Genomic DNA, 26,502 nt, shown 5'->3' with positions numbered 1-26,502 from the left:
TTTTCTATTGAAGACATTTGATCATTTGACCGTTGTCGGTCTGCGCGAGTGGGTGGCGCTCCCTGATCTGGGAGTCGCAGGCCTGCGAGCGAAAATCGACACCGGCGCCAGCACCTCCAGCCTGCACGCCACCGACATCGAGCCGTTCGAACGTGACGGTGAAAAGTGGGTGCGTTTCACCGCGCACCTGGGCACGGTGGTGCAGTTGCGTCACCGCCGCTGCGAAGCGCCACTGGTGACGCGCAAAACCATCAAAAGCTCCAACGGCCATGCCCAGGAGCGCTATGTGATCAGCACTACTCTGGCCTTGGGTGATCGGGTCTGGCCGATCGAGTTCACCCTCGCCTGCCGCAAATCCATGCGCTATCGCCTGTTGCTCGGTTCCAAAGCCCTGATCGATGGCCATCTGGTCGTCAATCCGGGCATCAAGTATGTACAAGACAAGCCGGTGTTCCCGGTATCTACCTCCTCCACAGGTGTTGCATGAAGATCGCTGTGCTGTCGCGGAACCCGCGTCTGTATTCCACCCGCCGTCTGGTCGAAGCCGGAACCGAGCGCGGGCATGAAATGGTAGTGATCGACACCTTGCGCGCCTACATGAACATCGCCAGCCACAAGCCGCAGATTCACTATCGCGGCAAACCGCTGGAAGGCTTTGACGCGGTGATTCCACGGATCGGCGCGTCGGTGACGTTCTACGGCTGCGCGGTGTTGCGTCAGTTCGAAATGATGGGGGTATTCCCGCTCAACGAATCGGTGGCCATCGCCCGTTCACGGGACAAGCTGCGTTCGCTGCAATTGTTGTCGCGTCGCGGTATTGGTTTGCCGGTGACTGGTTTTGCGCACTCGCCGGATGACATTCCCGATTTGATCGACATGGTCAACGGTGCGCCATTGGTGATCAAAGTGCTGGAGGGCACGCAAGGTATCGGCGTGGTGCTGTGCGAAACCGCCACGGCGGCAGAGTCGGTGATCGAGGCGTTCATGGGCCTGAAGCAGAACATCATGGTTCAGGAGTACATCAAGGAAGCGGGCGGTGCGGATATTCGTTGCTTCGTGGTCGGTGACAAAGTCATCGCGGCAATGAAGCGTCAGGCCAAACCGGGTGAGTTCCGTTCCAATCTGCATCGCGGCGGCAGTGCCAGCCTGATCAAGATCACTCCGGAGGAACGCATGACTGCGTTGCGTGCGGCCAAGGTCATGGGCCTGGCGGTGGCAGGTGTGGATATCCTGCGCTCCAATCACGGGCCGCTGGTGATGGAAGTGAACTCGTCGCCGGGGCTGGAAGGGATCGAGACCACTACCGGCAAGAATGTGGCGGGGATCATCATTGAGCATCTTGAGAAGAATGGCGGGCCGAATATGACCCGGACCAAAGGCAAGGGCTAGAGCTAAGAGCAGAAGCCCCTCACCCTAACCCTCTCCCGGAGGGAGAGGGGACTGATTGGGGGATGCATAAAAGATACGCCGACCTGATCCTGCTGTGCCGAATCCACAATCGCCCCAGTCTTTCAGGCCGATGTATGACGCAAGGCACCTCGGTCTGCCCCCTCTCCCTCCGGGAGAGGGTTGGGGTGAGGGGCTTTTGATCTACACAGCGTCCCTAGGCAACATTAGCCCCAACGGCAACCGCACCCGCGCTTCCAGCCCCCCTCCAGACCGGTTACGCAATTCAACATTGCCGCCATGCATAGAAGCAATCCGCTTCACAATCGCCAAACCCAGGCCCGTGCCCTTCCCGCCCCGTGCACGATCGCCTCGGGTAAACGGGTTGAAGATCGCCTCCAGCTCCGAAGGATCAATCCCCGCACCACGGTCCATCACGCTCAGCACCACATACGGCGCACTGACGTCACCGGACACGTAAGCGGCGACTTCCACGCTACCGCCGGCATGGTTCAAGGCGTTGCCGATCAGGTTGTTGAGCAAGCGTTTCATCGACACCCGACGCAGCGGAAACGGCTGAATCGGCTCCAGACGCAAACGCACCTTCTCTTCATTCTGGTTGTACGGCGCCGCCACTTCGCGCACCAGATCGGTCAGATCCACCTCCTCCACCGACTCGTCGCGACCGTCGCGGATGAACGCGAGGAACTGGTCGAGAATCGCGTCCATGTCTTCGATGTCGCGGACCATGTCATCGGTCAAGTCATTGCGATCGCCCATCAGCTCCAGCGACAGCCGCAGCCGCGTCAACGGTGTACGCAAGTCATGGGACACGCCGGCCAGCATCAACTCGCGCTCGCGCCCGGCCTGCTCGACGTCTTCAGCCATCTGGTTGAAGGCGCGATACACCTCGGTCATCTCGCTCGGCGTATCGCTGATCGGCAGACGCACACTGCGACCCTGACCGAGTTGCCGGGCGGCATAGACCAGACGCTTCAAGGGTTGGTTGAGCTGGCTGACGAAAATCCATGCAGATGCCGTCGACAGCAAACCGATGGCGAGGAACCAGCCGAGCACGTTCCAGATTTTCTGGCCACGCAACGGGTGCGGATACAACGGCACCTTCAGCCAACCATCACCGAGACTCGGCGCACGCACCCACAACGCCGGCGGCGAGTGCATGCGCAAACGCACTTCAGTGTCGGCACCGAGTTCCGCCTGCATTTGCCGTTGGTAGATTTCGCTGTACGGCCAGTGCTGTTCGCCTTCCGGCACACCGGCGCCGACCACCCGGATCAGAGTCGCGGCATCAGCGATCTTCGCGCGGTTTTCTTCGTCGGCAGCCCAATAGGCACGCAGCGTCAGGGCGACGCCATGGCTGTATTGGCGATCCACCAGCACGTCCTCGTTCATCAACAGATAAACCAGGGTCAGCGCCTTGGAAAACAGCACGACGATAAGCACCAGCCAAAGGGTGCGGGAGAAAAAGCTTTGGGGGAACCAGACGGGGGTCTTCATCTATAACCGCTACACACTTGCAGGAGCGAGCAATGCTCGCATATTGCGGATTGCGAGTCTGCGGGCACGGCCGTTTGACCAAACCCTGCAGACCCGCTCCTACAAATCACCGATCACTTGGTGGCGGCACCATCGGGAACGAACACGTAGCCCACACCCCAGACAGTCTGTATATAGCGCGGCTTCGATGGATCAGGCTCGATCATGCGGCGCAGACGGGAAATCTGCACGTCGATGGAACGCTCGAGGGCATCCCACTCGCGGCCACGGGCCAGGTTCATCAGTTTGTCGCGGGTCAGCGGCTGACGCGCGTTCATCACCAGGGCCTTGAGTACCGCAAACTCACCGGTGGTGAGCATGTGCACTTCGTCGCCGCGTTTCAGTTCGCGGGTGGCCAGCGACAACACGTAATCACCGAAGGTGACGTTTTCGTCTTCGCTGCCCGGCGCGCCGGGTACCGGTGCGGCCTGACGACGCAGTACAGCTTTGACCCGGGCCATCAGCTCGTCCGGGTTGAACGGCTTGGCCAGATAATCGTCGGCGCCCAGTTCCAGCCCCTTGATACGGCTCATCTCATCGCCCTTGGCGGTGAGCATGATAATCGGGATCTGGTTGTTCGCGGCCCGCAGACGGCGGCACGCGGTCAGACCGTCTTCGCCAGGCAACATCAGGTCGAGGACGACCAGATTGAAGACTTCACGCGACAGCAGACGATCCATCTGCTCGGTGTTCGGTACGGTACGGGCGCGGTAGCCCTTGCTGACGAAAAAACGTTCCAGCAGGCTGCTTAGGCCCGGATCGTCGTCAACGATGAGAATTTTTTCGCCTTCAGCAGTTTGTGCAGTGCTGCTCATTGGATGCTCCTTTTAGCTCGGCGCGCATTATGGCGTAGCTGCCGTTATACGCACCGTGTGCATTGTTAGCAGATTTTTCCTTCACTGCCAGAAAACCGGGGTTTATGCCTACAGACTGCGACGCCCCCGAATGACAGAACGCTGGTTATAATGCGCGGCGTTTTGTGCCAGGCAACGTCTGAATCGTTACCGCAGGTGGCAGGCTTTTTTTCCTGCCTAGCGCAGTAATTGTTCGATTTCACGGGTCAATGGGCTGCCTTTTGACCCAGGCAGCGGCAATTTTCTAGCCGCTCAACCAGACTCCGGGCCTTTATTTGCGTGCCTGAGAGCCTGATTTCACACTATGTCAGGTGGTTTTATGGACAGCATCAACAGCCGCATTGCCGAGGAACTCGGCGTACGCCCACAACAGGTCGAAGCGGCCGTCGCGCTACTCGATGAAGGCTCTACCGTTCCCTTCATCGCCCGTTACCGGAAAGAAGTCACCGGCAGCCTCGATGACACCCAGTTGCGTCATCTGGAAGAGCGTCTGCGCTACCTGCGAGAACTCGACGAACGGCGCATCAGCATCCTCGCCAGCATCGAAGAGCAAGGCAAACTCACCCCTGCCCTCGAGCGCGACATCAAACTCGCCGACACCAAGACCCGCCTCGAAGACTTGTACCTGCCGTACAAGCAGAAGCGCCGCACCAAGGGCCAGATCGCCCTGGAAGCCGGCCTCGGCGACCTGGCCGACGGCCTGTTCAACGACCCGAACCTGGCCCCGGAAACCGAAGCCGCGCGCTTCGTTGACGCCGAAAAAGGCGTGGCCGACGTGAAGGCTGCGCTCGAAGGCGCGAAATACATCCTCATGGAGCGTTTCGCCGAAGACGCCAGCCTGCTGGAAAAACTGCGCAACTACCTGAAACAGGAAGCGACCCTCAGTGCCCGCGTCATCGCCGGCAAGGAAGAGGAAGGCGCCAAGTTCCGCGACTACTTCGAACACGACGAACCACTGAAAAGCATGCCGTCGCACCGCGCGCTGGCGATTTTCCGTGGCCGCAACGAAGGCATCCTCAGCTCCGCGCTGAAAGTCGGCGACGAGCTGCCGGGCACCATGCACCCGTGCGAAGGCATGATCGGCCAGCAATTCAACATCCAGAACCAGAATCGCCCGGCCGACAAATGGCTCGGCGAAGTGGTGCGCTGGACGTGGAAGGTCAAGCTCTACACGCACCTGGAAACCGACCTGCTCGGCGAACTGCGTGACGGCGCCGAAACCGAGGCGATCAACGTGTTCGCCCACAACCTGCACGACCTGCTGCTGGCCGCCCCGGCCGGCCCGCGCGCTACTCTGGGCCTCGACCCGGGCCTGCGTACCGGTTGCAAGGTTGCCGTGGTCGACTCCACCGGCAAGCTGCTTGATCACGCCACGGTCTATCCGCACGTGCCGCACAACAAGTGGGATCAGACCATCGCCATCCTGGCCGCCCTGTGCGCCAAGCACTCGGTTGACCTGATCGCCATCGGCAATGGCACCGCCAGCCGCGAAACCGACAAACTGGCGATCGAGCTGATCAAAAAATACCCAGCGATGAAAATGACCAAGGTCATGGTGTCCGAGGCCGGTGCATCGGTGTACTCGGCGTCGGAACTGGCGGCCAAGGAATTTCCGGATCTCGACGTGTCGATCCGGGGCGCGGTATCGATCGCCCGCCGCTTGCAGGATCCACTGGCTGAACTGGTGAAAATCGATCCGAAATCCATCGGTGTCGGCCAGTACCAGCACGACGTTTCGCAGCTGAAACTGGCGCGTGGTCTGGACGCTGTGGTCGAGGACTGCGTGAACGCCGTAGGCGTGGACGTGAACACTGCTTCGGTGGCGCTGCTGGCACGGATCTCCGGCCTCAACGCCACGCTGGCACAAAACATCGTCGCGCACCGCGACGAGCACGGCGCGTTCAAAACCCGTGCAGCGCTGAAGAAAGTCGCGCGTCTGGGCGAAAAAACCTTCGAACAGGCGGCCGGTTTCTTGCGCGTGATGAACGGCGACAATCCGCTGGATTCGTCGGCGGTTCACCCGGAAGCCTATCCGCTGGTGCAGCGTATTGCCGCTGAAACCGACCGTGATATCCGTTCGCTGATCGGTGATGCAAGCTTCCTCAAGCGTCTGGATCCGAAGAAATTCACCGACGAGACCTTCGGCCTGCCGACTGTGACCGACATCATCCAGGAACTGGAAAAACCGGGCCGCGACCCGCGCCCTGAGTTCAAGACCGCCGAGTTCCAGGAAGGCGTCGAAGATCTGAAAGACCTGCAACTGGGGATGATCCTCGAAGGCGTGGTCACCAACGTGACCGCGTTCGGCGCATTCGTCGATATCGGCGTGCATCAGGACGGTCTGGTGCACATCTCGGCGCTGTCGGAGAAGTTCATCAAGGATCCGCGCGAAGCGGTAAAGGCCGGTGACGTGGTCAAGGTGAAAGTCATGGAAGTCGACATTCCACGCAAACGCGTCGGCCTGTCGATGCGCATGGGCGACACCCCGGGCGAGAAGATCGACGGTGCCCGTGGCTCGCGTCCGGGCTCGGCGCAGCGCCAGCCTTCGAACAATGCGCCACGCAAGGAAACCGCGACCGCCGCGCCAGTGAACAACGCGATGGCCTCGCTGTTCGCCAACGCCAAGCAGTTGAAGAAACGCTGATGGAGATTCCGGCCGGGCTCGTCGAGAGCGCGTTTTTCAAGCTGTTGGGCTGCCGCCTGCACAGCCTGGAAACCGGGGTGGCGCAAGTCGCCCTGGTGCTGGAACCGGAACTGCGCAATCGCGGCGGCAAATTGCACGGTGGCGCGCTGTTCAGTCTGGTCGATATCGCCATGGGGCTGGCCTGTTCCAGCACCCACGGCTTCGATCAGCAGAGCGCGACCATCGAGTGCAAGATCAACTATATCCGCGCCGTTTCCGACGGTGAGGTGCTGTGCACGGCCCGGGTGATTCACCCGGGCCGGCGCACGTTGGTGGTCGAAGCCGACGTGATGCAGGGCGACAAACTGGTCGCAAAAGCGCAAGGCACCTTCGCTGTCCTGTAGCTTGTGGTCATCAATTTGAGTTAATTTCGGCGCTGTGATCGCAGCGTCGAGCTTTTCTGTGGGAGCGAGCTTGCTCGCGAAGAGGGCGTTTCAGTCAGCCTCAAGCCGCCTGACACTCCGCCTTCGCGAGCAAGCTCGCTCCCACAGTTCGCGTGCATCCGCCAGATTCAGGGAATGAAGTTGGCGATTCAATGGGGGCTTACAGGCCCGAAAAACCAGGCGAAAACGCCAGTTTCAACTTCACCCTTGTAGACCGTCCTGCCCACCCCCATATTGGGGCGACTGACGCGTGAAGGAATCCAAATTGAGCGAACTTCTCAACCGCCGCCTGGCTCTGCTCGGCGAGCGCGCTAACCTCTCTCTGCTCGAGCAGTGCCTGCACGGTATCGAACGTGAATGCCTGCGCGTGACCAGCGAAGGTCGCCTGGCGCAAACGCCGCACCCCGAAGCCTTGGGTTCCGCGCTGACCAACGAACAGATCACCACCGACTACTCCGAGTCGCTGCTGGAATTCATCACGCCCGCCCTGCCGGATCCAGCCGACACACTGGCGAGCCTGGACAAGATTCACCGCTTTGCCTACAGCAAGCTCGGCACCGAGTACCTGTGGAGTCCATCGATGCCGTGCCCGTTGCCGGCCGAGGAAGACATCCCGATCGCCTACTACGGCACCTCCAACATCGGTCAGCTCAAGTACGTCTACCGCAAGGGCCTGGCCCTGCGCTATGGCAAGACCATGCAGTGCATTGCCGGGATTCACTACAACTTCTCCCTGCCGGAACAGCTCTGGCCACTGCTGCGCGAAACCGAAGGTTTTGTCGGCACTGACCGCGACTTCCAGTCGTTTTCCTACATCGCGCTGATCCGTAATTTCCGTCGCTACAGCTGGCTGCTGATGTACCTGTTCGGTGCCTCACCAGCGCTGGACGCCGGTTTCCTGCGCGGTCGATCGCATCAACTGGAACAACTCGACCCGGACACCCTGTATCTGCCGTACGCGACCAGCCTGCGCATGAGCGACCTCGGTTACCAGAGCAACGCCCAGGCCGGTCTGACGCCGTGCTACAACGATCTGGCGAGCTACACCGACAGCCTGCGCAAAGCCGTGGCCACGCCTTACGCACCGTACGTTGAAGTCGGCACGCACCAGGATGGCGAGTGGGTGCAACTCAACACCAACATCCTGCAGATCGAAAACGAGTATTACTCCAACATCCGCCCGAAACGCGTGACCTACACCGGCGAGCGGCCGATTCAGGCGCTGGTGGCCCGTGGCATTCAGTACGTCGAAGTGCGTTGCCTGGACATCAACCCGTTCCTGCCGATGGGCATCGACCTCACCGAGTCGCGGTTCCTCGATGCGTTCCTGCTGTATTGCGCGCTGAACGACAGCCCGCTGCTGACCAACACCTCGTGCGGCAACGCCACCTCGAACTTTCTCAGCGTGGTCAAGGAAGGCCGTCGTCCGGGCCTGCAATTGCAGCGTGACGGTCAACCGGTCGAGATGAAGGCATGGGCGGCCGAACTGCTGGAACAAATCGCCCCGCTGGCGGCGTTGCTGGATCAGAGCCATGGCGGCGATGCGCACAGCAAGGCGCTGGATGCGCAACTGGCCAAGGTCAGCGATCCGTCCCTGACGCCTTCCGCGCAGGTGTTGGCGGCGATGGCTGAACACAAGGAAAGCTTTGCGCAGTTCTCCCTGCGTCAGAGTCAGGCACATGCCGAGTTCTTCCGTAGCGAGCCACTGGCGGCGGATGAGCAGGCGAAGTTTGAGGAGCTGGCGCGTACTTCGCTGGCCGCGCAGGCTGAGCTGGAGCAGAACGAGGTTGGGGATTTTGATGTGTTTGTCGGGTCGTATCAGGCGAGTATTTTGGCGATCAGTAACTGAAGAGCCCCTCACCCTAACCCTCTCCCAGAGGGAGAGGGGACTGACCGTGTTGTCAGTTCGAGCTACACCGACCTGAACGACCAAGTCGAACTCAGGATTTGAAAAGCCCCCGATCTGCTCCCTTTCCCCCTCTCCCATTGGGAGAGGGCTGGGGTGAGGGGCTGGATCTCAATGACACAACTTTTCTCGAACACATCTCCCGCTTAGATTTTTCCGCTCATAAGCTCATTCTAAAAAGTTATTTATTTACCGATTCTTAGATCATTTAGTCTCCTTTCACGCCGACGCTCGGTCGCCTGATATGGAGCTCTTCAATGAAACTGAATTTCCCGCTTCGCCTGCTCGCCGCAGCCTCTCTGGCTGCCGCGAGTTTTCTGGCTCAGGCCGCCGACCTCACCGTCGCCTACCAAACTACTGTTGACCCGGCGAAAGTCGCCCAGGCCGACGGCGCTTACGAAAAAGCCACCAAAGCCGATATCGCCTGGCGCAAGTTCGACAACGGCGCCGACATCATCGCCGCCATCGCCTCCGGTGACGTGCAGATCGGCTATCTCGGCTCGAGCCCACTGACCGCCGCGATCACGCGCAAAGTCCCGGTCGAAACGTTCCTCATCGCCACCCAGATCGGCGCCGCTGAAGCACTGGTCGCCCGTGACGGTTCCGGCATCAAGACCCCGCAAGATCTGGTCGGCAAGAAAATCGCCGTGCCATTCGTGTCCACCGGACACTACAGCCTGCTCGCGGCGCTGAAGCACTGGAACATCGACCCGTCGAAAGTCACCGTGCTCAACCTCGCGCCACCGGCGATCATCGCCGCATGGAAACGCGGTGACATCGACGCCACCTACGTGTGGGATCCGGCCCTCGGTGTGGCCAAGGAAAACGGCAAAGTGCTGATCACCTCCGGCGAGCTGGCCAAGTTTGGCGCGCCAACCTTCGATGCGTGGATCGTGCGTAAAGACTTTGCCGAGAAGCACCCGGAAATCGTCACTGCATTCGCCAAAGTCACCCTCGACGCCTACGCCGATTACCGCAAAGACCCGAAGGCCTGGCTCGCCGACCAATCCAACGTCGACAAACTGGTGAAACTCTCCGGCGCCAAGGCCAGCGATATTCCGTTGCTGCTGCAAGGCAACGTTTACCCGCTGGCGGCTGACCAGGTCGTCAGCCTCGGCGCGCCGACCACCAAAGCCATCACCGACACCGCCGCGTTCCTCAAGGAGCAAGGCAAGGTCGAAGCCGTTCTGCCGGACTACGCGCCGTACGTCAGCGCCAAATACATCACCAATTGATCGGGAGTTAACTGCGATGGCCTTGCTACAGCTGGAGCGCATCAGCGCACAGTACCCGGGCAGCCCGACACCGGTGCTGGCGGATATTTCTCTGACCCTGGGGCCTCAGCAATTGCTGGTTGCCCTCGGCCCGTCTGGCAGTGGCAAGACCTCGCTGTTGAACCTGATTGCCGGTTTCGTCGAACCGAGCGCCGGGCGCATCACCCTCGACGGCGTGCCGGTCAAAGGCCCGAGCGCCGAACGTGGCGTGGTGTTCCAGGACGACGCTTTGTTGCCCTGGCAGGATGTGTTGGCCAACGTCGCGTTCGGTCTCGAACTGGCCGGTGTCGCCAGGGACAAACGCGAAAAAATCGCCCGTGAAATGCTCGCGTTGGTTGACCTTTCCGGTTTCGAAAGCCGCCGTATCTGGCAACTCTCCGGTGGCCAGAAACAACGCGTCGGCCTCGCCCGCGCCCTCGCCGCTGACCCACGCGTATTGCTGATGGACGAACCCTTCGGCGCCCTCGATGCGTTCACCCGCGAACAGATGCAGGAGCTGTTGCTGCAAGTCTGGCAGCGCACGGCCAAGCCGGTTTTCCTGATTACCCACGACATTGAAGAAGCGGTGTTCCTCGCCACTGACCTGATTCTGCTCGCGCCGAATCCGGGGCAGATCGTTGAGCGCCTGCAGCTGGATTTCGGTCAGCGTTACGCCGCTGGCGAGTCCGCCCGCGCGATCAAATCCGATCCGAGTTTTATCGAAACCCGCGAACACGTGCTGAGCAAAGTGTTCTCGCAACGCAGCGCCGGGCAACGGCAGGAGCGCGCATGAGCAGTTACGACGTTTCCTCGGCTGCGGTAAAACCGGTCAGCGCTTCGGCGGCGATACCCGTGCGCCGTAGCCTCAGCACGCGCTGGATCAGCCTGCTGACCTTGGTTGCATTGTTGGCGATCTGGTGGGCAGTCACCGCCACCGGAATGATCGAACCGCTGTTCCTGCCGCCACCGTCCGCCGTGCTGCAAAAGGGCTGGTTGCTGGCGACCACTGGGTACATGGATTCAACGTTGTGGCAGCACCTCGGTGCAAGCCTGAGCCGCATCGGTCTGGGCCTCGGTTTCGCGATTCTGACTGCCGTGCCCGTGGGCATTGCCATCGGCGCCAATCGCATTGCCCGCGGCGTGCTCGATCCACTGATCGAGTTCTACCGCCCTATCCCACCGCTGGCCTATCTGCCGCTGATCGTGATCTGGTGCGGCATCGGTGAGTTGTCGAAAGTGCTGCTGATCTATCTGGCGATTTTCGCGCCGATTGCCATCGCCACGGCTACCGGCGTGCGCACAGTTGATCCAGCGAAATTGCGTGCCGCGCAGTCGTTGGGTGCGACTCGCGTGCAGCTGATTCGTCATGTGATTTTGCCGAGCGCCCTGCCGGACATTCTCACCGGCGTGCGCATTGGTCTGGGGGTGGGTTGGTCGACATTGGTTGCGGCGGAATTGATCGCGGCCACCAGCGGCTTGGGCTTTATGGTGCAGTCGGCCGCGCAGTTCCTCGTCACCGACGTGGTGGTGCTGGGGATTCTGGTCATCGCGCTGATCGCCTTCGCCATGGAAATGGGCCTGCGCGCCCTGCAGCGCAAACTGGTGCCGTGGCACGGCCAGGCCCACTGACACATCCCGTTTTTGAATCCCCGTGTAGGAGCTGCCGCAGGCTGCGATCTTTTGATCTTGTTTTTAAAAAGATCAAGATCAAAAGATCGCAGCCTGCGGCAGCTCCTACAGGGAGGTGGTTATCCGGAATTTAAGAGAAAGACCATGAGCAACCTGAACATCACCCCATTAAGCTCAGCCCTGGGCGCACAGATCAGCGGCGTCGACATCAGCCAGCCGCTGAGCCTGGAACACCGCGACGCGATCGAGCAGGCGCTGCTCAAATATCAGGTTTTATTCTTCCGCAATCAGCCAATCGAGCCACCGCAACAGGCGCGTTTCGCTGCGTACTTTGGTGACCTGCACATTCACCCGATCTACCCGAACGTACCGGAACAACCGGAAGTGCTGATCCTCGACACCGCCGTCACCGACGTGCGCGACAACGCGATCTGGCACACCGACGTGACCTTCCTGCCAACCCCGGCGATGGGCGCGGTGCTCAGCGCCAAGTTGCTGCCGGAGTTCGGTGGCGACACGTTGTGGGCCAGCGGCATTGCCGCGTATGAAGCGCTGTCGGCGCCGCTGAAAGGTTTGCTTGAAGGCCTGACCGCGACTCACGATTTCACTCGCTCGTTTCCGCTGGAGCGCTATGGCAACACGCCTGAAGCGTTGGCACAGTGGGAAGAGGCACGACGCAAGAATCCACCGCTGTCGCACCCGGTGATTCGTACGCATCCGGTCAGCGGGCGGCGCTCGTTGTTCGTCAATGAAGGCTTCACCTCGAAGATCAATGAGCTGTCGGAAACCGAGAGCGAGGCGATTCTGAAGTTTCTGTTCGCCCATGCAACGCGGCCGGAATTCACCATTCGCTGGCGCTGGCAGCAGGACGATATTGCGTTCTGGGATAACCGCGTGACACAGCATTACGCAGTGGATGATTACCGCCCGGCGCGGCGGGTGATGCAACGGGCGACGGTGTTGGGGGATGTGCCGTTTTTTCGTTGAGCCTTGAACAGCAAAAGCCCCTCACCCTAACCCTCTCCCGGAGGGAGAGGGGACTGATTGGGGGATGCTGTAGATATTCGCCGACCTGAATGTGCTTTGCTGAATCCATAATCGACTCGGTTTTTCAGGTCGATGTATGGCTACAGACACCTCGGTCGGCTCCCTCTCCCTCTGGGAGAGGGCTGGGGTGAGGGTGACTTACTCCGCCGTCGAAGGCTTCTCCCAAAGATTGATCCCGCCCTCCTGGGCAAACCGGTCAATCTCCGCCAGCTCTTCAGCACTGAAACTCAAATTCTTCAACGCCCCGACGTTCTCGATAATCTGCTCCGGTCGGCTCGCACCAATCAGCGCAGAAGTCACCCGTGGATCCCGCAGCGTCCACGCCAGCGCCAGTTGCGCCAGGCTCTGACCGCGACGCTTGGCAATCTCGTTCAGCGCGCGCACGTGAGCGATGTTGGCCTCGGACAAGTGCGAAGCCTGCAACGAACCACCGCCCGGACGATTGACCCGCGCATCCGCCGGCACGCCGTTGAGGTATTTGTCGGTGAGCAGACCTTGCGCCAGCGGCGTGAAAGCGATCACGCCAGTACCGAGTTCATCGGTGGTATCGAGCAGGTCTTTTTCCACCCAACGATTGAGCAAGTTGTAGGCCGGCTGATGAATCAGCAGCGGCACTTTCCACTCTTTGAGCAGCGCCGCCATCTCACGGGTTTTCACCCCGGAATACGACGAGATGCCGATGTACAACGCCTTGCCCTGCTGCACGGCGGTGGCGAGGGCACTGGCGGTTTCTTCCAGCGGGGTGTCCGGGTCGAAGCGGTGCGAATAGAAGATATCCACATAGTCCAGACCCAGGCGTTGCAGGCTCTGGTCGAGGCTGGCCAGCACGTATTTGCGCGAGCCGCCGCCCTGACCGTAAGGGCCGGGCCACATGTCCCAACCGGCCTTGCTGGAGATGATCAGCTCGTCGCGGTACTGCTTGAAGTCTTCGCGCAGCAGACGACCAAAATTGATCTCGGCGCTGCCGTACGGCGGGCCGTAGTTGTTGGCCAGGTCGAAGTGGTTGATGCCCAGGTCGAACGCAGTGCGCAGCAAGGCGCGTTGGGTGTCGATCGGCGTGCTGTCGCCGAAGTTGTGCCACAGGCCCAACGACAGCGCCGGCAACACCAGACCGCTGCGCCCGACGCGGCGGTAAGGGATGGAGTCATAGCGGTTTTCGGCAGCGGTGTAAGTCATCGAATCCTCTCTTGTCTGTCTTGAATGGGGTGTCGACTGCTTCGCGAGCAAGCTCGCTCCCACCATTGGAATGCTTTCCCTGTGGAAGCGAACTTGCTCGCGAAGGGTGTTACACAAATCGATTGCCGGGTCGGGCCAGGCCAAGGTTCTCGCGCAACGTCCGGCCCTCATACTCCGTTCTGAACAGCCCACGCCGTTGCAGTTCCGGGACCACGCCATTGGCGAAGTCTTCAAGCCCGCCTGGCAGGTGCGGCACCAGCACGTTGAAGCCGTCCGCCGCGCCCTGTTCGAACCATTCCTGCAAGCGATCAGCGATCTGCTCCGGCGTACCGACCAGGCTGTAATGCCCGCGTCCGCCAGCAATCTTGCGACCCAGTTCGGCAAGGCTAAGGTTCTCCCGCCCCGCCAACTCAGTGAGCAATTTCTGCCGGCTCTGCTGGCCGCTTTCCGTCAGCGGCAACTCAGGCAACGGACCGTCCAGCGGGTACTTCGACAAATCGAAGTTGCCCAGCATACGCCCAAGCAAGGCGACGCCAACCTCGGGTTCGACTAATTGCTGAAACGTTTCACATTTTGCCTGCGCCTCGGCTTCGGTACCGCCGACCACAACAAAAACCCCGGGCATGATTTTCAGCGATTCGGCGCTGCGCCCGTATTTCGGCAAGCGCCCTTTGAGATCGGCGTAGAACGCCTGGGCATTGGCCAGCGAGGTCTGCGCGGTGAACACCACTTCAGCCGTCTGCGCTGCCAATTCGCGCCCGGTTTCGGAAGATCCGGCCTGAACAATCACCGGTTGCCCCTGCGGTGAACGCGCGACGTTCAGCGGGCCTTTGACCCGGAAGTGCTCACCGACGTGATCCAGCACGTGCAGTTTCGCAGGGTCGTAATACGCCCCGCTGGCCTTGTCGCGAATGAAGGCATCATCCTCCCAGCTGTCCCAAAGCCTGGTCACCACCTGATGAAACTCGCGGGCTCGGCCGTAGCGTTCGGCATGGCCGATATGTTCGTCGCGTCCGAAATTCAGCGCTTCGGCAGCGTTGTCTGAGGTCACCAGATTCCACCCCGCTCGCCCTCCCGAAAGATGATCAAGCGAAGCGAATTTGCGCGCCACGTGATACGGCTCGTTGTAACTGGTGGTCGCCGTGGCGATCAGGCCGATGTGCTCGGTCACTGCACTCAGTGCCGAGAGCAACGTCAGCGGTTCAAAGTGATCGGAGCGCGCCATGCGACTGGCGATGTCCTGGGTCGGCGCGGCAACACTGTCAGCAACAAACAACGCATCGAACTTCGCCGCCTCGGCAATCTGCGCCAGCCGCTTGTAATGGGCGAAATCCAGACCCGCATTGGCCGGCACATCAGGATGACGCCACGCCGCCACGTGGTGCCCGGTGGCCATAAGGAACGCGCCGAGTTTCAACTGTCTGCTCATCTCAGAAATCCTTGCGCAGTTGCACGCCAAAGTAGCGCTCGTCGTCCCGTGGCACAGCGCGATAGATGTAGTTGCCACCGCTGGCAAGCAACGGCGAGTAAGACTTGTCGGTGAGGTTCTTGCCCAGCAGCGCGACGCGCCAGCCATTGCTGTAATCGGCCAGCGCAACACTGGCGTTCCATAGACCGTAGGCGCCCTGCTTGGTGTCGGCGTTCTGGCTGATGTCGTACTGCACTTCGCTCTGCCAGCTGTAGTCGGTGCCGAGTTCGATATCCAGACCGTTATCCAGCGGGATCGTGTAGTCGGCGCGCACGTAGCTTTTCCAGTCCGGGCTGAACGGCAGCGGTTTGCCGTTGACGTTGCACGATGCCGCCGCGCCCGCCGGGCAGGCGAACTCGTCGATGCGTGCGCGGGTGTAGGCCAGCGCGCCGGACAGTTTCAATTGTTGGGTGGCCTGCAGGGCGTAATCGAGCTCGACGCCTTCGGTGCTGACGCTGCCGGCGTTGATCAATCGCGTCACCACTTGGCCGGCGACGGTGTCGAAGAAGTTCGCCTGATAGTTGTCGTACTCGCTGTGGAACACCGCGAGGTTGGTGGTCAGGCGATTGTTCCAGGACGTGGCTTTGATCCCGGCTTCCCAGGTGTTCGAGGTCTCCGGCTTGAGCGCTTCGGTATCGCGCGGCTGCATATTGAAGAACACGTTGTAGGCCGGCCCTTTATAGCCGCGCGAGTAGGTCAGGTAAGTGGTGACCGCATCGCTCAAATCGTATTGCACACCGAGGCGCCCGGACCAACCGTCTTCGTCCACCGAACCGGAACTGCTGGTGGCCGGTTGGATGCCGCTGACGGTGGTCGCCGAAGTCGAGACGCGGCGGTGATCGTATTCGAGATCATCGTGGGTGTAGCGCAGGCCGGCGATGCCGCGAAAGTCGGAGGTGAAGTTCAGCGTGCTCTCGCCGAACACGGCGTAACTGTCGCTGGTGGTGCTGTAATTGGCGACGCCACGGTCACTGCGCGTGGTCGTTGTCAGCGTGCGCTGATAGGTCTCGTCGTCCTTACCGTGCATGTAGAACAGGCCGCCGACGTACTCGAGGAATTCACCCTTCGGCGAGGCCAAACGCAGCTCTTGCGAATATTGATCGAAGGCCAGATCGCCCTTGTCCGCCGTGCCGGGAAACGCTGCGGTCACGGTGCCGAGACGGTCGCCATCCTGATACTGAGTATTGTCCCAGCCGCGCCACGCGGTAATCGACGTCAGGGTGTAATCGCCCAACTGCCAGTCGAGCTGGCCGGACAAACCTTTGTTGATGTCCTCGACGTGTGAACGGGTGTCGGTGTTGATGTCACGGTTGTGGCTGGTCGCATTGACCGGGCTTAGCGCGTTGGCGAAGGCCGGGGTCAGCGACTTGCTGACGACACCGTTGGGGCCGTCGTCGTGGGACTGCATGTAGTCGGCGATCAGCGTAAAAGTGACGTCGTCATTCGGGGTGAACTCGAGTTTGCCGCGCACGCCGCGATGGTTGTAGCCGTTGACCTCCTGACCGTTGTGTTTGTTGTCGACATTGCCGTCGTAGGTGCCGAACAGCGTGCTGATCGAGCCTTTCAACGTCTCTGGAATCAGGCTGCCGCCGATGCCGAAACGGGTGCGGCTTTCGTTGCCGCTGTAATACGACTGATCGATGTAACCGTGGGTTTCGGCGGTCGGCGCCTTGCTGGTGATGTTGAGCACGCCGGCCGATGCGTTTTTGCCAAACAACGTGCCTTGCGGGCCGCGCAATACTTCGACGCGTTCCAGATCCAGCAGATCGAGCGTGGACTGACCCGGCCGCGCATACACCACGCCATCGATCACCGTCGCCACGGTCGGCTCGACGCCCGGCGAGGTGGAAATCGTGCCGACGCCGCGCACGAACAACGAGGTGTCCTTGTTCGAAGCGCCGGTACGGAAATTCAGCGACGGCACTTGCTGCACGATACTGGCCACGCCGTTGCGGTTGTCGCGCTCAAGCTGTTCGCCATCGATGACGGACACCGCGACCGGCACTTTTTGCAGCGACTCTTCGCGGCGCGTGGCAGTGACGGTCACGGATTTGAGTGTCGACTCCTGATCACTGCTCTCGGCAGCGAATGCGTTGGGCAACGGCAGCGCCGCCAACCCCGTGAATAACCAGCCGGCGGCGCGAATCGACTGCGCCAGTTTGTGTGTCGCCCCAGGAATGTTGTGCATGTTTGCCCGCTCGAAATTGGCCCTTAACCGCTGCCGTTCTGCGACGACAGCGCCTGAATCGGTGTCTTGGGCATTCGCTCGAGCGAGTAGCAGACAGCGCGCTTTGTTAGCGCTACCATCGACAGTATTGGCAAGCCGCACATAGAGCGTCCAATACTGAAAAATTACTTTTATATGCGATTTGGTTTTTAAGAAGGATCGAGCCTTGAGCGAAGAAAAACCGCGCAAACGTCGTGGCGCCGGACGTGTGACCCTGAATGCCGTAGCGCGTGAGGCCGGGGTTTCGGCGATTACCGTGTCACGCTATTTCAATCAGCCCGAACAGGTTTCGCCCGAGCGCCGCGAACGGATTGCGGCGGTGGTGGCGGAGTTGGGTTACGTGCCGAATCTGGTGGCCGGCGGGCTGGCATCGGCGCGGGGAAAGATCGTCGGCATGGTGATCCCGAACATCTCCGGTCCGATCTTCGCCAATACCATTCAAGGCTTCAGCGATACGCTCAGTCGTTATGGCTATCAGCTGTTGCTGGCGTCGAGTTACTTCAGCACTGAACAAGAAGAAAACGCCGTGCGTGCGTTTCTCGGCTGGTCGCCAGCGGCGCTGGTGCTGACCAGTCACTTTCACAGTGCGGGCACGGAAAAGATGATCGCCGAGGCGGATGTTCCGGTGATCGAGACGTGGGATTACCAGCCGGAGCGTGAGCCGATGCAGATCGGTTTTTCGCATATTGAAGTGGGCGTGACGGCCGCCCGATATCTACTCGGAAAAGGTTACCAACGTATCGTCTTCGTGCAGAACAGTACGCCGGGAGACCTCAGCGCACTGGAGCGACGCGACGGTTACGCGGCGACTCTGCGCGAATCTGGATTAGAGCCTTGGGTCTTCGCCCCCGACGCTGACCGCGCACCATTCGAGGCCGGCAAACAGGCGATGGACGCCTTGATGAACACCTCACCGCGCCCCGACGCGATCATCTTCGCCAACGACAACCTCGCCGCCGGTGGCCTGCTGGCCGGGCAACGCGCCGGTTTGAAAATCCCCGAAGACTGCGCCGTTCTCGGCTTCGGCGATTACCCGTTCGCCGAGATGCTCCTGCCCAGCCTGAGCACCATCAAACCACCGGCGCTGGAGATCGGTGTACTCGCCGCAACACGCGTGCTGGAAAGCCTTGGCGTGTTGCCGAGCGACGAAGTGCAACGTCTGAACCTGCTGCAGTGCCAAGTCATCGAACGGGAAAGTACCTGACTTCGCTATACCGACAGTTCGCGCAAGGCGGCCGCCGCGAGAAATCCGGAACGGGATCGATAGCGCTGGTCACGGCGGACTGTCTGGTCAATACGCTCAAGCAACTGCTCCGGCAGCGTGGCGTTAAAACGCACTGACTTGCCGAAATACGGGGTGATATCAAAATCGACCACGCCCCAGATCCCTCCCGCGTAATCCGGGTTATCGAGATGAGCATCAATGTCCCGCACTTGCGGTAACGGCGCGCTGTCGGCGACCAACCCCTCATAGTGAAGCGCCAATGCCTCCTGAGTATTTTCAAACGCCTCAGCGACCGTAGTGCCTGCGGAGAAACAACCCGGGACATCCGGGATGATCACTCCGTAGTCTGAGTCGGCATCCTTGTGCAGAACGACCGGGAATTTCATATGAGTGAATCCTTCCTCTGACAGGCCCATAAAACGGCCTTCGTTTCCAATAACGGGCCTCATTTCAAGCCCGCCTGTTTCAAAATGCTGTTGATCGTGCCCTTGGGCAGATCCGAATCAGGGTGCTTGATCGTCACCCTTCCTGGCTTGTGCGGATGCTTGTATTGGTGATGGCTGCCTTTCACCGCCACGAGATACCAACCATCGTCTTCGATCATCCTGATCATTTCCCGACTGCGCATTTCCTTTGCCCTGTTCGACAGCTAGAGCCATTTACTCTAGAGGGCGCAGGAGCCTTTGATACACACGATACACACTCAGATAAATATTAGCTCACTGAACAATCTCTCGGTTATGGGGCAGATCAACGGCAGGCTTGGGCCAGCAAGAAAAACACGTCGCCGGCCAAACTCTCTGTAAGGGTCGCAAAATATGTCCAATAGAGATGTGGCGGGACTGGCTATGCTCTAAAGAACACCGAGGTGGCCCTTTCGCGAGCAGGCTCGCTCCCACAGGGATTTCCTGTGTACATGAAATTTATGTCCAGCCGAGATCCATTGTGGGAGCGAGCCTGCTCGCGAAAGCGATCCTTCAGGCAATGCACCTCCACCAGGCAGAACCCGCCATGCACACCGCCATCATTATCTTCTTCGGCCTGGTCCTGCTCGCGCTGATGCTCTACATCGGCGAGCGCATCGGCTTCAGTCGCCAGACCATGGCCTACGGCTTCGCCGCCCTGTGGCTGGCATTGACGGTGATTAATGGCGCGGTGGGCGTGGTGCATGCGGGCCAGCCGCCAGGTTCGGAAATAGCGATTGGCAGTGCGGTATTCGGCGTGCCGATGGCGGCGATGGTGTTGTTCATGGTACTGAGCGCCGAGTCATAAAAATGTCCCGACGCTCAGCTCCCGATCAACGCACCAGATGCAGGAACTGCATGTGGCGTTCGTACTGGTCGAGGATGTCGTTGATGATCTGCTCTTTGGTGTAGCCGACCAGATCGTAGTCCTGACTGCCCTCGCTCAGGTGCACTTCAGCTCGATAGTAGCGACGATTGTTGAGCTGCTTCGAGCCCATCCCGCCACGCGCGAACGACGGCGTGAAGTAGCCGCGCATCTGCACCTGATAGATGAACGGATGCGCATCACCATGGCCGATTTCGAGGCTGACGCTGTCATTTGCCGGATCCGGCTGGGTGACCACGTTCAGGCCTTTCTCGACGAACACCGCCGTCACTTCTTCAATCGCCGGGCGCACCGTGGTGTCCATGAAGCGGTACACCTCGTCACGTGACGGGAAGTGCACAGCCTGACTCAGACGCTGTCGCCAGCCCCCCGTGCCACGCCGCGAACCGGAGACCGGTGCCAGCGAATGCAACTGCGCGATCTGCTTCTGCGACTCCAGATAGAACGCCTTGTGCAGGCCCCACATCATCAGCAGCAGAATCAGCGAGAACGGCAACGAGGTCAGCACCACCGCTGACTTCAGCGCATCGATACTGCCGGAGAACAGCAGCGCGCTGGTGATCAGCGCGGTCATCGCGCCCCAGAACACCCGCAGCCATTTCGGCCCGTCTTCGTCCGGACTACCGCCCTTGGCCGACAGCGTCGAGAGCACCACAGTGCCGGAATCGGCAGAGGTGACGAAGAACACGAAGCTGATAAACACCGTCACGGCGATGACGGTTTTGCTCCACGGGTAGGTTTCCAGCAGCAGGTAAATACTCATCGACGGGTTGTCGAGCGCCGACATGCCCAGCGCGCTCATACCGTGGTTGAGGACCTGGTCGATGGCACTGTTGCCGAAGATCGACATCCACGCGAGGGTAAAACCGAGCGGAATCAACAGCACGCCGAAGACGAATTCACGGATGGTGCGGCCACGGGAAATCCGGGCGATGAACAGGCCCACGAACGGCGACCATGCAATCCACCAGGCCCAGTAAAACACCGTCCAGCCGCCGAGCCAGTCGCTTGGCTTGTCGTAGGCGTAGAGGTCGAAGCTCTTCATCGGCAAGGCACCGAGGTAGTCGCCGATGTTCTGGATCAAGGTGTTGAGCAGGTGCTGGGTGGGCCCGGCGAACAACACGAACAGCAGCAGCGCGCAGGCCAGCAGCATGTTGATGTCGGACATCACCCGCACGCCTTTGTCGACGCCGGAGACAGCCACGATAATCGCCGCGCCCATCATCAGCGTGATCAGGCCGACCTGAATCCACTGGGTGTGAGCGATGCCGAACAGGTAGTCGAGACCCGAATTGAGGTGCAGCACGCCGAAGCCCATGTCGGCACCCAGACCAAACACCGTGGCGATGATGCCGAAGCCATCCACCGCGTAACCGATCGGGCCGTTGATGCGTTTGCCGATCAGCGGATACAGCGCCGAGCGCAGCGCCAGCGGCAGGTTGTGGCGGTAGGCGAAGTAGGCCAGCGCCATGCCGACAAAGGCGAACACGCCCCAGCCATGCAGACCCCAATGCAGAAACAGAATCTGCATCGCCTGACGCGCCGCGTCCGCCGTGCCGGCCTCGCCTTGCGGCGGCTGCAGCATGTGGGTCAGCGGCTCAGAGACGCAGAAGAAAAACAGCGTGATGCTGATCCCGGCGGCGAACAGCATGCCGGCCCAGGACAGGTAACTGAATTCGGGTTCGTCGTGGTCGGCACCGAGTTTTATCTTGCCGTAGCCAGATAAGGCGGTGACCACCACGAAGACCAGATACAGCGTCATCGCGAGCATGTAGTACCAGCCGACCGTGTTGGCCGCCCAGTTTTGCGCTTCCAGCAGCCAGGCGCCGGCCTGTTCAGGCATGGCGATGACGACGAGACCAAACAGCAGAATGACCGTCGCGGCGAAGTAGAACACCGGCGGATTCATGCGTACCAGACCGCTGGCGGGGGTGGACGATGCACTCATGAAACGTGCACCTCGAGGGGTTGAAACGTGGCTGAAATGATCGGACTCAGCAAAGGCAAGCCTCCTGTTGTGAGCGGGCAGCGAACCACCGGTTTAACTTGAATGAACGTTCAAGTTAAACATGGATGGGGTGGTAAGGACTAATCGTACGGCTAGGCGGTAGTTTTCCTACGCTAGCTCAAGGATGGGTATGACGCGGGTTTGAGGGTATTCGTTCAATAGCCCCTCACCCTAACCCTCTCCCAAAGGGAGAGGGGACTGATTGGGGGGATATTGGGGAGATACGCCGACGTGATCCTGCTGTACCGAATCCAGAATCGACTCGGTATTTCAGGTCGATGTATAACGCAAGACACTTCGGTCGGCTGCCTCTCCCAAAGTGAGAGGGGCTGATTGGGGAATATTTGAGAGATACGCCGACGTGATGCATCTGTACCGAATCCAGAATCGACTCGGTGTTTCAGGTCGATGTATGACGCAAGACACTTCGGTCGGCCCCCTCTCCCTCCGGGAGAGGGCTGGGGTGAGAGTCAGCTTTTAAAGCCCTACTTCTGCGTCCCGTCATCATGCTGCAAATTCGCCTGGGTCAAATTGCACCCCGCCGGCACGCTGCGCGTCAGCCACACATTGCCGCCAATAGTCGAACCTTTGCCAATGGTAATCCGCCCGAGAATCGTCGCCCCGGCATAAATCACCACATCATCCTCAACGATCGGATGGCGCGGATGGCCCTTCTGCAACTGGCCGTCTTCATCCGCAGGGAAGCGCTTGGCGCCCAACGTCACCGCCTGATAAATCCGCACGCGCTCGCCAATGATCGCGGTCTCACCGATCACCACGCCCGTGCCGTGGTCGATAAAGAAACTACGGCCGATCTGCGCACCCGGATGGATATCGATACCGGTCGCCGAATGGGCGATTTCCGCGCTGATCCGCGCCAGCAACGGCAACCCGGCGCGATACAAATGGTGCGCCAGGCGATGGTGAATCACCGCCAGAATCCCCGGATAGCACAGCAGCACTTCATCGACACTGCGCGCTGCCGGATCACCGTGATAGGCCGCCAGCACATCGGTGTCGAGCAGCGTACGCAAGCCCGGCAATGCGAGGGCAAAATCCTGCACGATCTGAATCGCGCGGGCCTCGACTTCGGTGTCAGCCTGCGCACTGTGGCGGGCGACGTAACGCAGCTCCAGGCGGGTCTGCGCCAACAACGCATTCAGCGCCACATCCAGGGTGTGACCGACGTAAAAATCCTCACTCTCTTCACGCAGATCCACCGGCCCCAGACGCATCGGGAACAGCGCACCACACAGCGCTTCAAGAATCTCCGCCATCGCTGCCCGCGACGGCAACTCGCGACCACCCTGCTCGCCGGATGCCCGGCCGTTCTGTGCCCGCCACTGATCCCGCGCGCTGCGCAGTTGACTGACGATGGTCTGCAATTGCCAATGGCTGGAACGCTCGCTCACGGTAAAGACTCCTCACGGGCGGCCGGACTGTCTGGCCGCGTCAACGGCGCCTACTTTACGGCATGCTCGCGAGGGCGAATTAAGAACCGATAGTGCTGGGCTCAGTTCATTTGGCTATAAGCGATTCACGGTTGCCCGGGTAAAAGCACGTGCCTATAGTCCTTCCATCTTCCTCCGCCAGTACGGACTCATGATCAAACAACAGCTGGACCGCTTTAACCGCCTCGACCTGCTCGGGCACCCGACGCCGCTGGAAAAACTCGAACGACTGTCCGCCTGGCTCGGCCGCGAGGTGTACATCAAACGTGATGATCTGACGCCGCTGGCCATGGGTGGCAACAAGCTGCGCAAGCTCGAATACCTCGCCGCTGACGCTCTCGCGCAAGGCGCCGATACGCTAGTTACCGCCGGTGCTCTGCAATCGAACCACGTTCGTCAAACCGCCGCACTCGCCGCCAAACTCGGTCTCGGCTGTGTGGCGTTGCTGGAAAATCCGCTGGGCACTGACGACAGCAATTACACCGGCAACGGCAACCGCCTGCTGCTGGATCTGTTCGATACCAAAGTCGAACTGGTCGACAACCTCGACAACGCCGACGAACAACTCGCGGCCCTCGCCGTACGTTTGCGCAGCAACGGCAAGAAGCCGTATCTGGTGCCAATCGGTGGCTCGAATGCGCTCGGTGCGTTGGGTTATGTGCGCGCCGGTCTGGAGCTCGCCGAACAGATCAAGGACACCGGCCTGAATTTCGCCGCGGTAGTGTTGGCCTCAGGCAGTGCCGGCACTCACAGCGGTCTGGCATTGGCGTTGAGCGAAGTGCTGCCGCAACTACCGGTGATTGGCGTGACCGTTTCGCGCAGTGAAGAAGATCAGCGGCCGAAGGTTCAAGGACTTGCGGAACGCACGGCAGAGCTGCTCGGCGCCGAACTGCCGGCCAGTTTCAAGGTCGAGTTGTGGGACGAATACTTTGGCCCGCGTTATGGCGAGCCGAATGCCGGGACGTTGGCGGCGGTGAAGCTGCTGGCGAGTCAGGAAGCAGTGTTGCTGGATCCGGTTTATACCGGCAAGGCGATGGCGGGATTGCTGGACGGGATCGGGCGTCAGCGTTTTGATGAGGGGCCGATCATTTTCTTGCACACCGGCGGCGCGCCGGCGTTGTTTGCCTATAGGGATTTTTTGTAAGAGCAAGATCAAAAGATCGCAGCCTGCGGCAGCTCCTACACGGGATTACCTGTAGGAACTGCCGCAGGCTGCGATCTTTTTCCACAGACGCTTCATATTCCAATAAAGAATATCATTTTCAATATTAAGTATTTTCAAGTCTAACGGAGACACCTTATAGTCTCGCCGCAGGCGAATTTCGCGAGAGACGCATAAGCTGCTTTAAGGCAGGATAGCGCTGTCGTCCGAATCACCCATTCGCCAACTTTCCTTAAGCGTCTTCCATAAGAAAACACAGGGGCTTGTCATGAATTTTTCCGCACTACGTCGCAATCTGCTGGTGGGTTCGCTGGGCCTGGCGCTGAGCGCCGGTCTGATCGGCCAGGCAGTGGCCGGTGAGCAGCTGCAACAGATCAAGGACAAAGGCGTTATCAACGTCGGCCTGGAAGGCACTTATCCACCGTTCAGCTTCGTCGATGCCGACGGCAAACTGTCCGGTTTCGAAGTCGAGCTTTCCGAAGCCCTGGCACAAAAACTCGGCGTCAAAGCCAAGGTTCAGCCAACCAAGTGGGACGGTATCCTCGCCGCGCTGGAATCCAAGCGTCTGGACGTTGTCGTCAACCAGGTGACCATCTCCGAAGAGCGCAAGAAGAAGTATGACTTCTCCGAGCCGTACACCGTTTCCGGGATTCAGGCGCTGGTGCTGAAGAGCAAGGAAGCCGCGCTGAACATCAAGACCGCCGCCGACCTGTCCGGCAAGAAAGTCGGTGTAGGCCTGGGCACCAACTACGAACAATGGGTCCGCGCCAACGTGCCGGGTGCCGACGTGCGCACCTACGACGATGATCCGACCAAGTTCGCCGACCTGAACAACGGCCGCACCGACGCCATCCTGATCGACCGTCTGGCCGCCCTGGAATACGCCAAGAAAGCGCCGAAAACCGTCGCCGCCGGTGAAGCCTTCTCCCGTCAGGAAGCCGGTATCGCCCTGCGCAAAGGCGAGCCTGAACTGCTGGCCGCGCTGAACAAGGCCCTCGACGAACTGCGTGCCGACGGCACCCTGAAGAAGCTGTCCGAGAAGTACTTCAACGCTGACGTCACTCAATAATGGAAGAAGCTTTCCAACTCGCACTGGACTCTGCGCCCTTCCTGCTCAAGGGCGCGTATTACACGGTAGTCCTCAGCCTCGGCGGCATGTTTTTCGGCCTGCTGCTGGGCTTTGGCCTGGCATTGATGCGCCTGTCGCGCTTCAGATCGGTCAGTTGGCTGGCACGCATCTACGTGTCGTTCTTTCGCGGCACGCCGCTACTGGTGCAACTGTTCGTGATCTATTACGGCTTGCCGCAATTGGGTCTCGAACTGGACCCGCTGCCAGCAGCGCTGATCGGCTTCTCGCTGAACATGGCCGCGTACGCCTGTGAAATTCTGCGCGCCGCGATCGGTTCGATCGAGCGTGGTCAGTGGGAAGCGGCTGCGAGCATTGGCATGACCCGCGCGCAGACCTTGCGCCGGGCCATCCTGCCGCAAGCGATGCGCACGGCATTGCCGCCGCTGGGCAATAGCTTCATTTCGCTGGTCAAAGACACTGCTCTGGCAGCCACCATTCAAGTGCCGGAACTGTTCCGTCAGGCGCAGTTGATTACCGCCCGGACTTTCGAAGTCTTCACCATGTATCTTGCCGCCGCGCTGATCTACTGGATTCTGGCCACAGTGCTTTCGCACTTCCAGAACAAGTTGGAAGAGCGGGTCAATCGGCATGACCAGGAGTCCTGACCT

23 protein-coding genes are annotated in these 26,502 nt (G+C 60.3%); 14 read left to right on the top strand and 9 right to left on the bottom strand.

Annotated features, from left to right (window positions below; genetic code table 11):
• Positions 1-25: 25 nt before the first annotated feature.
• Both HUW52_RS02405 and rimK read left to right on the top strand, forming a co-directional pair.
• Positions 26-487, top strand: a complete 462-nt coding sequence (locus HUW52_RS02405) for an ATP-dependent zinc protease (RefSeq protein ID WP_175555634.1) — start codon at positions 26-28, stop codon at positions 485-487.
• Positions 484-1,389 (top strand): 30S ribosomal protein S6--L-glutamate ligase, encoded by a 906-nt coding sequence (gene rimK / locus HUW52_RS02400; RefSeq protein ID WP_007949201.1) that lies wholly within the window; start codon positions 484-486, stop codon positions 1,387-1,389. Before HUW52_RS02405 ends, rimK begins: the two co-directional genes overlap by 4 nt.
• Before the next feature lie 201 nt (positions 1,390-1,590).
• Here rimK and HUW52_RS02395 read toward each other — a convergent pair whose 3' ends face one another.
• Positions 1,591-2,904, bottom strand: a complete 1,314-nt coding sequence (locus HUW52_RS02395; protein WP_016986270.1) for an ATP-binding protein — start codon at positions 2,902-2,904, stop codon at positions 1,591-1,593.
• 113 nt (positions 2,905-3,017) lie between these two features.
• Positions 3,018-3,758, bottom strand: a complete 741-nt coding sequence (gene ompR / locus HUW52_RS02390; RefSeq protein WP_016986271.1) for a two-component system response regulator OmpR — start codon at positions 3,756-3,758, stop codon at positions 3,018-3,020.
• 358 nt (positions 3,759-4,116) lie between these two features.
• Between ompR and HUW52_RS02385 the strand changes: the two genes are divergently transcribed.
• From HUW52_RS02385 to tauD, 7 genes are all read left to right on the top strand, one after another.
• Positions 4,117-6,441, top strand: a complete 2,325-nt coding sequence (locus HUW52_RS02385) for a Tex family protein (RefSeq protein WP_016986272.1) — start codon at positions 4,117-4,119, stop codon at positions 6,439-6,441.
• The gene (locus HUW52_RS02380) at positions 6,441-6,824 is read left to right on the top strand and encodes a PaaI family thioesterase (protein ID WP_007917925.1); all 384 of its coding nucleotides are present in this window, start codon (positions 6,441-6,443) and stop codon (positions 6,822-6,824) included. Before HUW52_RS02385 ends, HUW52_RS02380 begins: the two co-directional genes overlap by 1 nt.
• 304 nt (positions 6,825-7,128) lie before the next feature.
• Positions 7,129-8,712 carry a glutamate--cysteine ligase gene (gene gshA / locus HUW52_RS02375; protein ID WP_026000687.1) on the top strand — a complete coding sequence of 528 codons (1,584 nt, stop codon included), beginning with the start codon at positions 7,129-7,131 and terminating at the stop codon, positions 8,710-8,712.
• Positions 8,713-9,026: 314 nt separating this feature from the next.
• On the top strand, positions 9,027-10,004 hold the full coding sequence (gene tauA, locus HUW52_RS02370) for a taurine ABC transporter substrate-binding protein (RefSeq protein ID WP_175552878.1): 978 nt from the start codon (positions 9,027-9,029) through the stop codon (positions 10,002-10,004).
• A 16-nt stretch (positions 10,005-10,020) separates the two neighbouring features.
• Complete coding sequence (gene tauB / locus HUW52_RS02365) at positions 10,021-10,815, top strand: taurine ABC transporter ATP-binding subunit (protein WP_175552877.1); 795 nt, start codon at positions 10,021-10,023, stop codon at positions 10,813-10,815.
• Positions 10,812-11,651, top strand: a complete 840-nt coding sequence (gene tauC / locus HUW52_RS02360) for a taurine ABC transporter permease TauC (RefSeq protein WP_016983662.1) — start codon at positions 10,812-10,814, stop codon at positions 11,649-11,651. Before tauB ends, tauC begins: the two co-directional genes overlap by 4 nt.
• Before the next feature lie 144 nt (positions 11,652-11,795).
• Positions 11,796-12,638 carry a taurine dioxygenase gene (tauD, locus tag HUW52_RS02355; protein ID WP_175552876.1) on the top strand — a complete coding sequence of 281 codons (843 nt, stop codon included), beginning with the start codon at positions 11,796-11,798 and terminating at the stop codon, positions 12,636-12,638.
• A gap of 198 nt (positions 12,639-12,836) precedes the next feature.
• Here tauD and mgrA read toward each other — a convergent pair whose 3' ends face one another.
• The 3 genes from mgrA to HUW52_RS02340 form a co-directional block, all read right to left on the bottom strand.
• Entirely contained in the window at positions 12,837-13,874 is a 1,038-nt protein-coding gene (gene mgrA / locus HUW52_RS02350) for an L-glyceraldehyde 3-phosphate reductase (RefSeq protein WP_016983660.1), read from the bottom strand.
• A 109-nt stretch (positions 13,875-13,983) separates the two neighbouring features.
• Entirely contained in the window at positions 13,984-15,303 is a 1,320-nt protein-coding gene (locus HUW52_RS02345) for an LLM class flavin-dependent oxidoreductase (RefSeq protein ID WP_175552875.1), read from the bottom strand.
• 1 nt (position 15,304) lies between these two features.
• Positions 15,305-17,530 (bottom strand): TonB-dependent receptor, encoded by a 2,226-nt coding sequence (locus HUW52_RS02340; RefSeq protein WP_175552874.1) that lies wholly within the window; start codon positions 17,528-17,530, stop codon positions 15,305-15,307.
• A 205-nt stretch (positions 17,531-17,735) separates the two neighbouring features.
• On the opposite strand from HUW52_RS02340, the gene HUW52_RS02335 reads away from it, so the two are divergent.
• Positions 17,736-18,773, top strand: a complete 1,038-nt coding sequence (locus HUW52_RS02335; RefSeq protein ID WP_016983657.1) for a LacI family DNA-binding transcriptional regulator — start codon at positions 17,736-17,738, stop codon at positions 18,771-18,773.
• Between the two features lie 5 nt (positions 18,774-18,778).
• On the opposite strand, the gene HUW52_RS02330 is transcribed toward HUW52_RS02335, so the two are convergent.
• Together HUW52_RS02330 and HUW52_RS02325 are read right to left on the bottom strand one after the other, a co-directional pair.
• The gene (locus HUW52_RS02330; RefSeq protein ID WP_049802102.1) at positions 18,779-19,180 is read right to left on the bottom strand and encodes a type II toxin-antitoxin system HicB family antitoxin; all 402 of its coding nucleotides are present in this window, start codon (positions 19,178-19,180) and stop codon (positions 18,779-18,781) included.
• Between the two features lie 59 nt (positions 19,181-19,239).
• Positions 19,240-19,422 carry a type II toxin-antitoxin system HicA family toxin gene (locus tag HUW52_RS02325; protein ID WP_026000492.1) on the bottom strand — a complete coding sequence of 61 codons (183 nt, stop codon included), beginning with the start codon at positions 19,420-19,422 and terminating at the stop codon, positions 19,240-19,242.
• A 383-nt stretch (positions 19,423-19,805) separates the two neighbouring features.
• Between HUW52_RS02325 and HUW52_RS02320 the strand changes: the two genes are divergently transcribed.
• Positions 19,806-20,066, top strand: a complete 261-nt coding sequence (locus HUW52_RS02320; RefSeq protein WP_175552873.1) for a hypothetical protein — start codon at positions 19,806-19,808, stop codon at positions 20,064-20,066.
• A gap of 25 nt (positions 20,067-20,091) precedes the next feature.
• Here the strand turns inward: HUW52_RS02320 and betT are convergent, their stop codons facing one another.
• Together betT and epsC are read right to left on the bottom strand one after the other, a co-directional pair.
• Positions 20,092-22,053 (bottom strand): choline transporter BetT, encoded by a 1,962-nt coding sequence (betT, locus tag HUW52_RS02315; protein ID WP_171057266.1) that lies wholly within the window; start codon positions 22,051-22,053, stop codon positions 20,092-20,094.
• A 584-nt stretch (positions 22,054-22,637) separates the two neighbouring features.
• Positions 22,638-23,564: a serine O-acetyltransferase EpsC gene (epsC, locus tag HUW52_RS02310; protein ID WP_016983653.1), complete on the bottom strand. Its 927-nt coding sequence runs from the start codon at positions 23,562-23,564 to the stop codon at positions 22,638-22,640.
• Positions 23,565-23,754: 190 nt separating this feature from the next.
• On the opposite strand from epsC, the gene HUW52_RS02305 reads away from it, so the two are divergent.
• From HUW52_RS02305 to tcyL, 3 genes are all read left to right on the top strand, one after another.
• Positions 23,755-24,747 (top strand): D-cysteine desulfhydrase, encoded by a 993-nt coding sequence (locus HUW52_RS02305; protein ID WP_016983652.1) that lies wholly within the window; start codon positions 23,755-23,757, stop codon positions 24,745-24,747.
• A 286-nt stretch (positions 24,748-25,033) separates the two neighbouring features.
• Positions 25,034-25,834, top strand: a complete 801-nt coding sequence (tcyJ, locus tag HUW52_RS02300; protein ID WP_016983651.1) for a cystine ABC transporter substrate-binding protein — start codon at positions 25,034-25,036, stop codon at positions 25,832-25,834.
• Entirely contained in the window at positions 25,834-26,499 is a 666-nt protein-coding gene (gene tcyL / locus HUW52_RS02295) for a cystine ABC transporter permease (RefSeq protein WP_016983650.1), read from the top strand. The genes tcyJ and tcyL overlap by 1 nt, the downstream gene beginning before the upstream one ends.
• The last annotated feature ends 3 nt before the right edge of the window (positions 26,500-26,502 follow it).

This window comes from Pseudomonas sp. 43A, assembly GCF_013363935.1.
Lineage (GTDB): Bacteria > Pseudomonadota > Gammaproteobacteria > Pseudomonadales > Pseudomonadaceae > Aquipseudomonas > Aquipseudomonas crudilactis.
This window is presented reverse-complemented; position numbering and strand designations above follow the sequence as displayed.

Coding starts and splice junctions, on each gene's coding strand:
- rimK (WP_007949201.1), top strand. CDS start 484: ATGAAGATCGCTGTGCTGTCGCGGAACCCGCGTCTGTATTCCACCCGC.
- HUW52_RS02395 (WP_016986270.1), bottom strand. CDS start 2,904: ATGAAGACCCCCGTCTGGTTCCCCCAAAGCTTTTTCTCCCGCACCCTT.
- ompR (WP_016986271.1), bottom strand. CDS start 3,758: ATGAGCAGCACTGCACAAACTGCTGAAGGCGAAAAAATTCTCATCGTT.
- HUW52_RS02385 (WP_016986272.1), top strand. CDS start 4,117: ATGGACAGCATCAACAGCCGCATTGCCGAGGAACTCGGCGTACGCCCA.
- HUW52_RS02380 (WP_007917925.1), top strand. CDS start 6,441: ATGGAGATTCCGGCCGGGCTCGTCGAGAGCGCGTTTTTCAAGCTGTTG.
- tauA (WP_175552878.1), top strand. CDS start 9,027: ATGAAACTGAATTTCCCGCTTCGCCTGCTCGCCGCAGCCTCTCTGGCT.
- tauB (WP_175552877.1), top strand. CDS start 10,021: ATGGCCTTGCTACAGCTGGAGCGCATCAGCGCACAGTACCCGGGCAGC.
- tauC (WP_016983662.1), top strand. CDS start 10,812: ATGAGCAGTTACGACGTTTCCTCGGCTGCGGTAAAACCGGTCAGCGCT.
- tauD (WP_175552876.1), top strand. CDS start 11,796: ATGAGCAACCTGAACATCACCCCATTAAGCTCAGCCCTGGGCGCACAG.
- mgrA (WP_016983660.1), bottom strand. CDS start 13,874: ATGACTTACACCGCTGCCGAAAACCGCTATGACTCCATCCCTTACCGC.
- HUW52_RS02345 (WP_175552875.1), bottom strand. CDS start 15,303: ATGAGCAGACAGTTGAAACTCGGCGCGTTCCTTATGGCCACCGGGCAC.
- HUW52_RS02340 (WP_175552874.1), bottom strand. CDS start 17,530: ATGCACAACATTCCTGGGGCGACACACAAACTGGCGCAGTCGATTCGC.
- HUW52_RS02330 (WP_049802102.1), bottom strand. CDS start 19,180: ATGAAATTCCCGGTCGTTCTGCACAAGGATGCCGACTCAGACTACGGA.
- HUW52_RS02325 (WP_026000492.1), bottom strand. CDS start 19,422: ATGCGCAGTCGGGAAATGATCAGGATGATCGAAGACGATGGTTGGTAT.
- HUW52_RS02320 (WP_175552873.1), top strand. CDS start 19,806: ATGCACACCGCCATCATTATCTTCTTCGGCCTGGTCCTGCTCGCGCTG.
- betT (WP_171057266.1), bottom strand. CDS start 22,053: ATGAATCCGCCGGTGTTCTACTTCGCCGCGACGGTCATTCTGCTGTTT.
- HUW52_RS02305 (WP_016983652.1), top strand. CDS start 23,755: ATGATCAAACAACAGCTGGACCGCTTTAACCGCCTCGACCTGCTCGGG.
- tcyJ (WP_016983651.1), top strand. CDS start 25,034: ATGAATTTTTCCGCACTACGTCGCAATCTGCTGGTGGGTTCGCTGGGC.
- tcyL (WP_016983650.1), top strand. CDS start 25,834: ATGGAAGAAGCTTTCCAACTCGCACTGGACTCTGCGCCCTTCCTGCTC.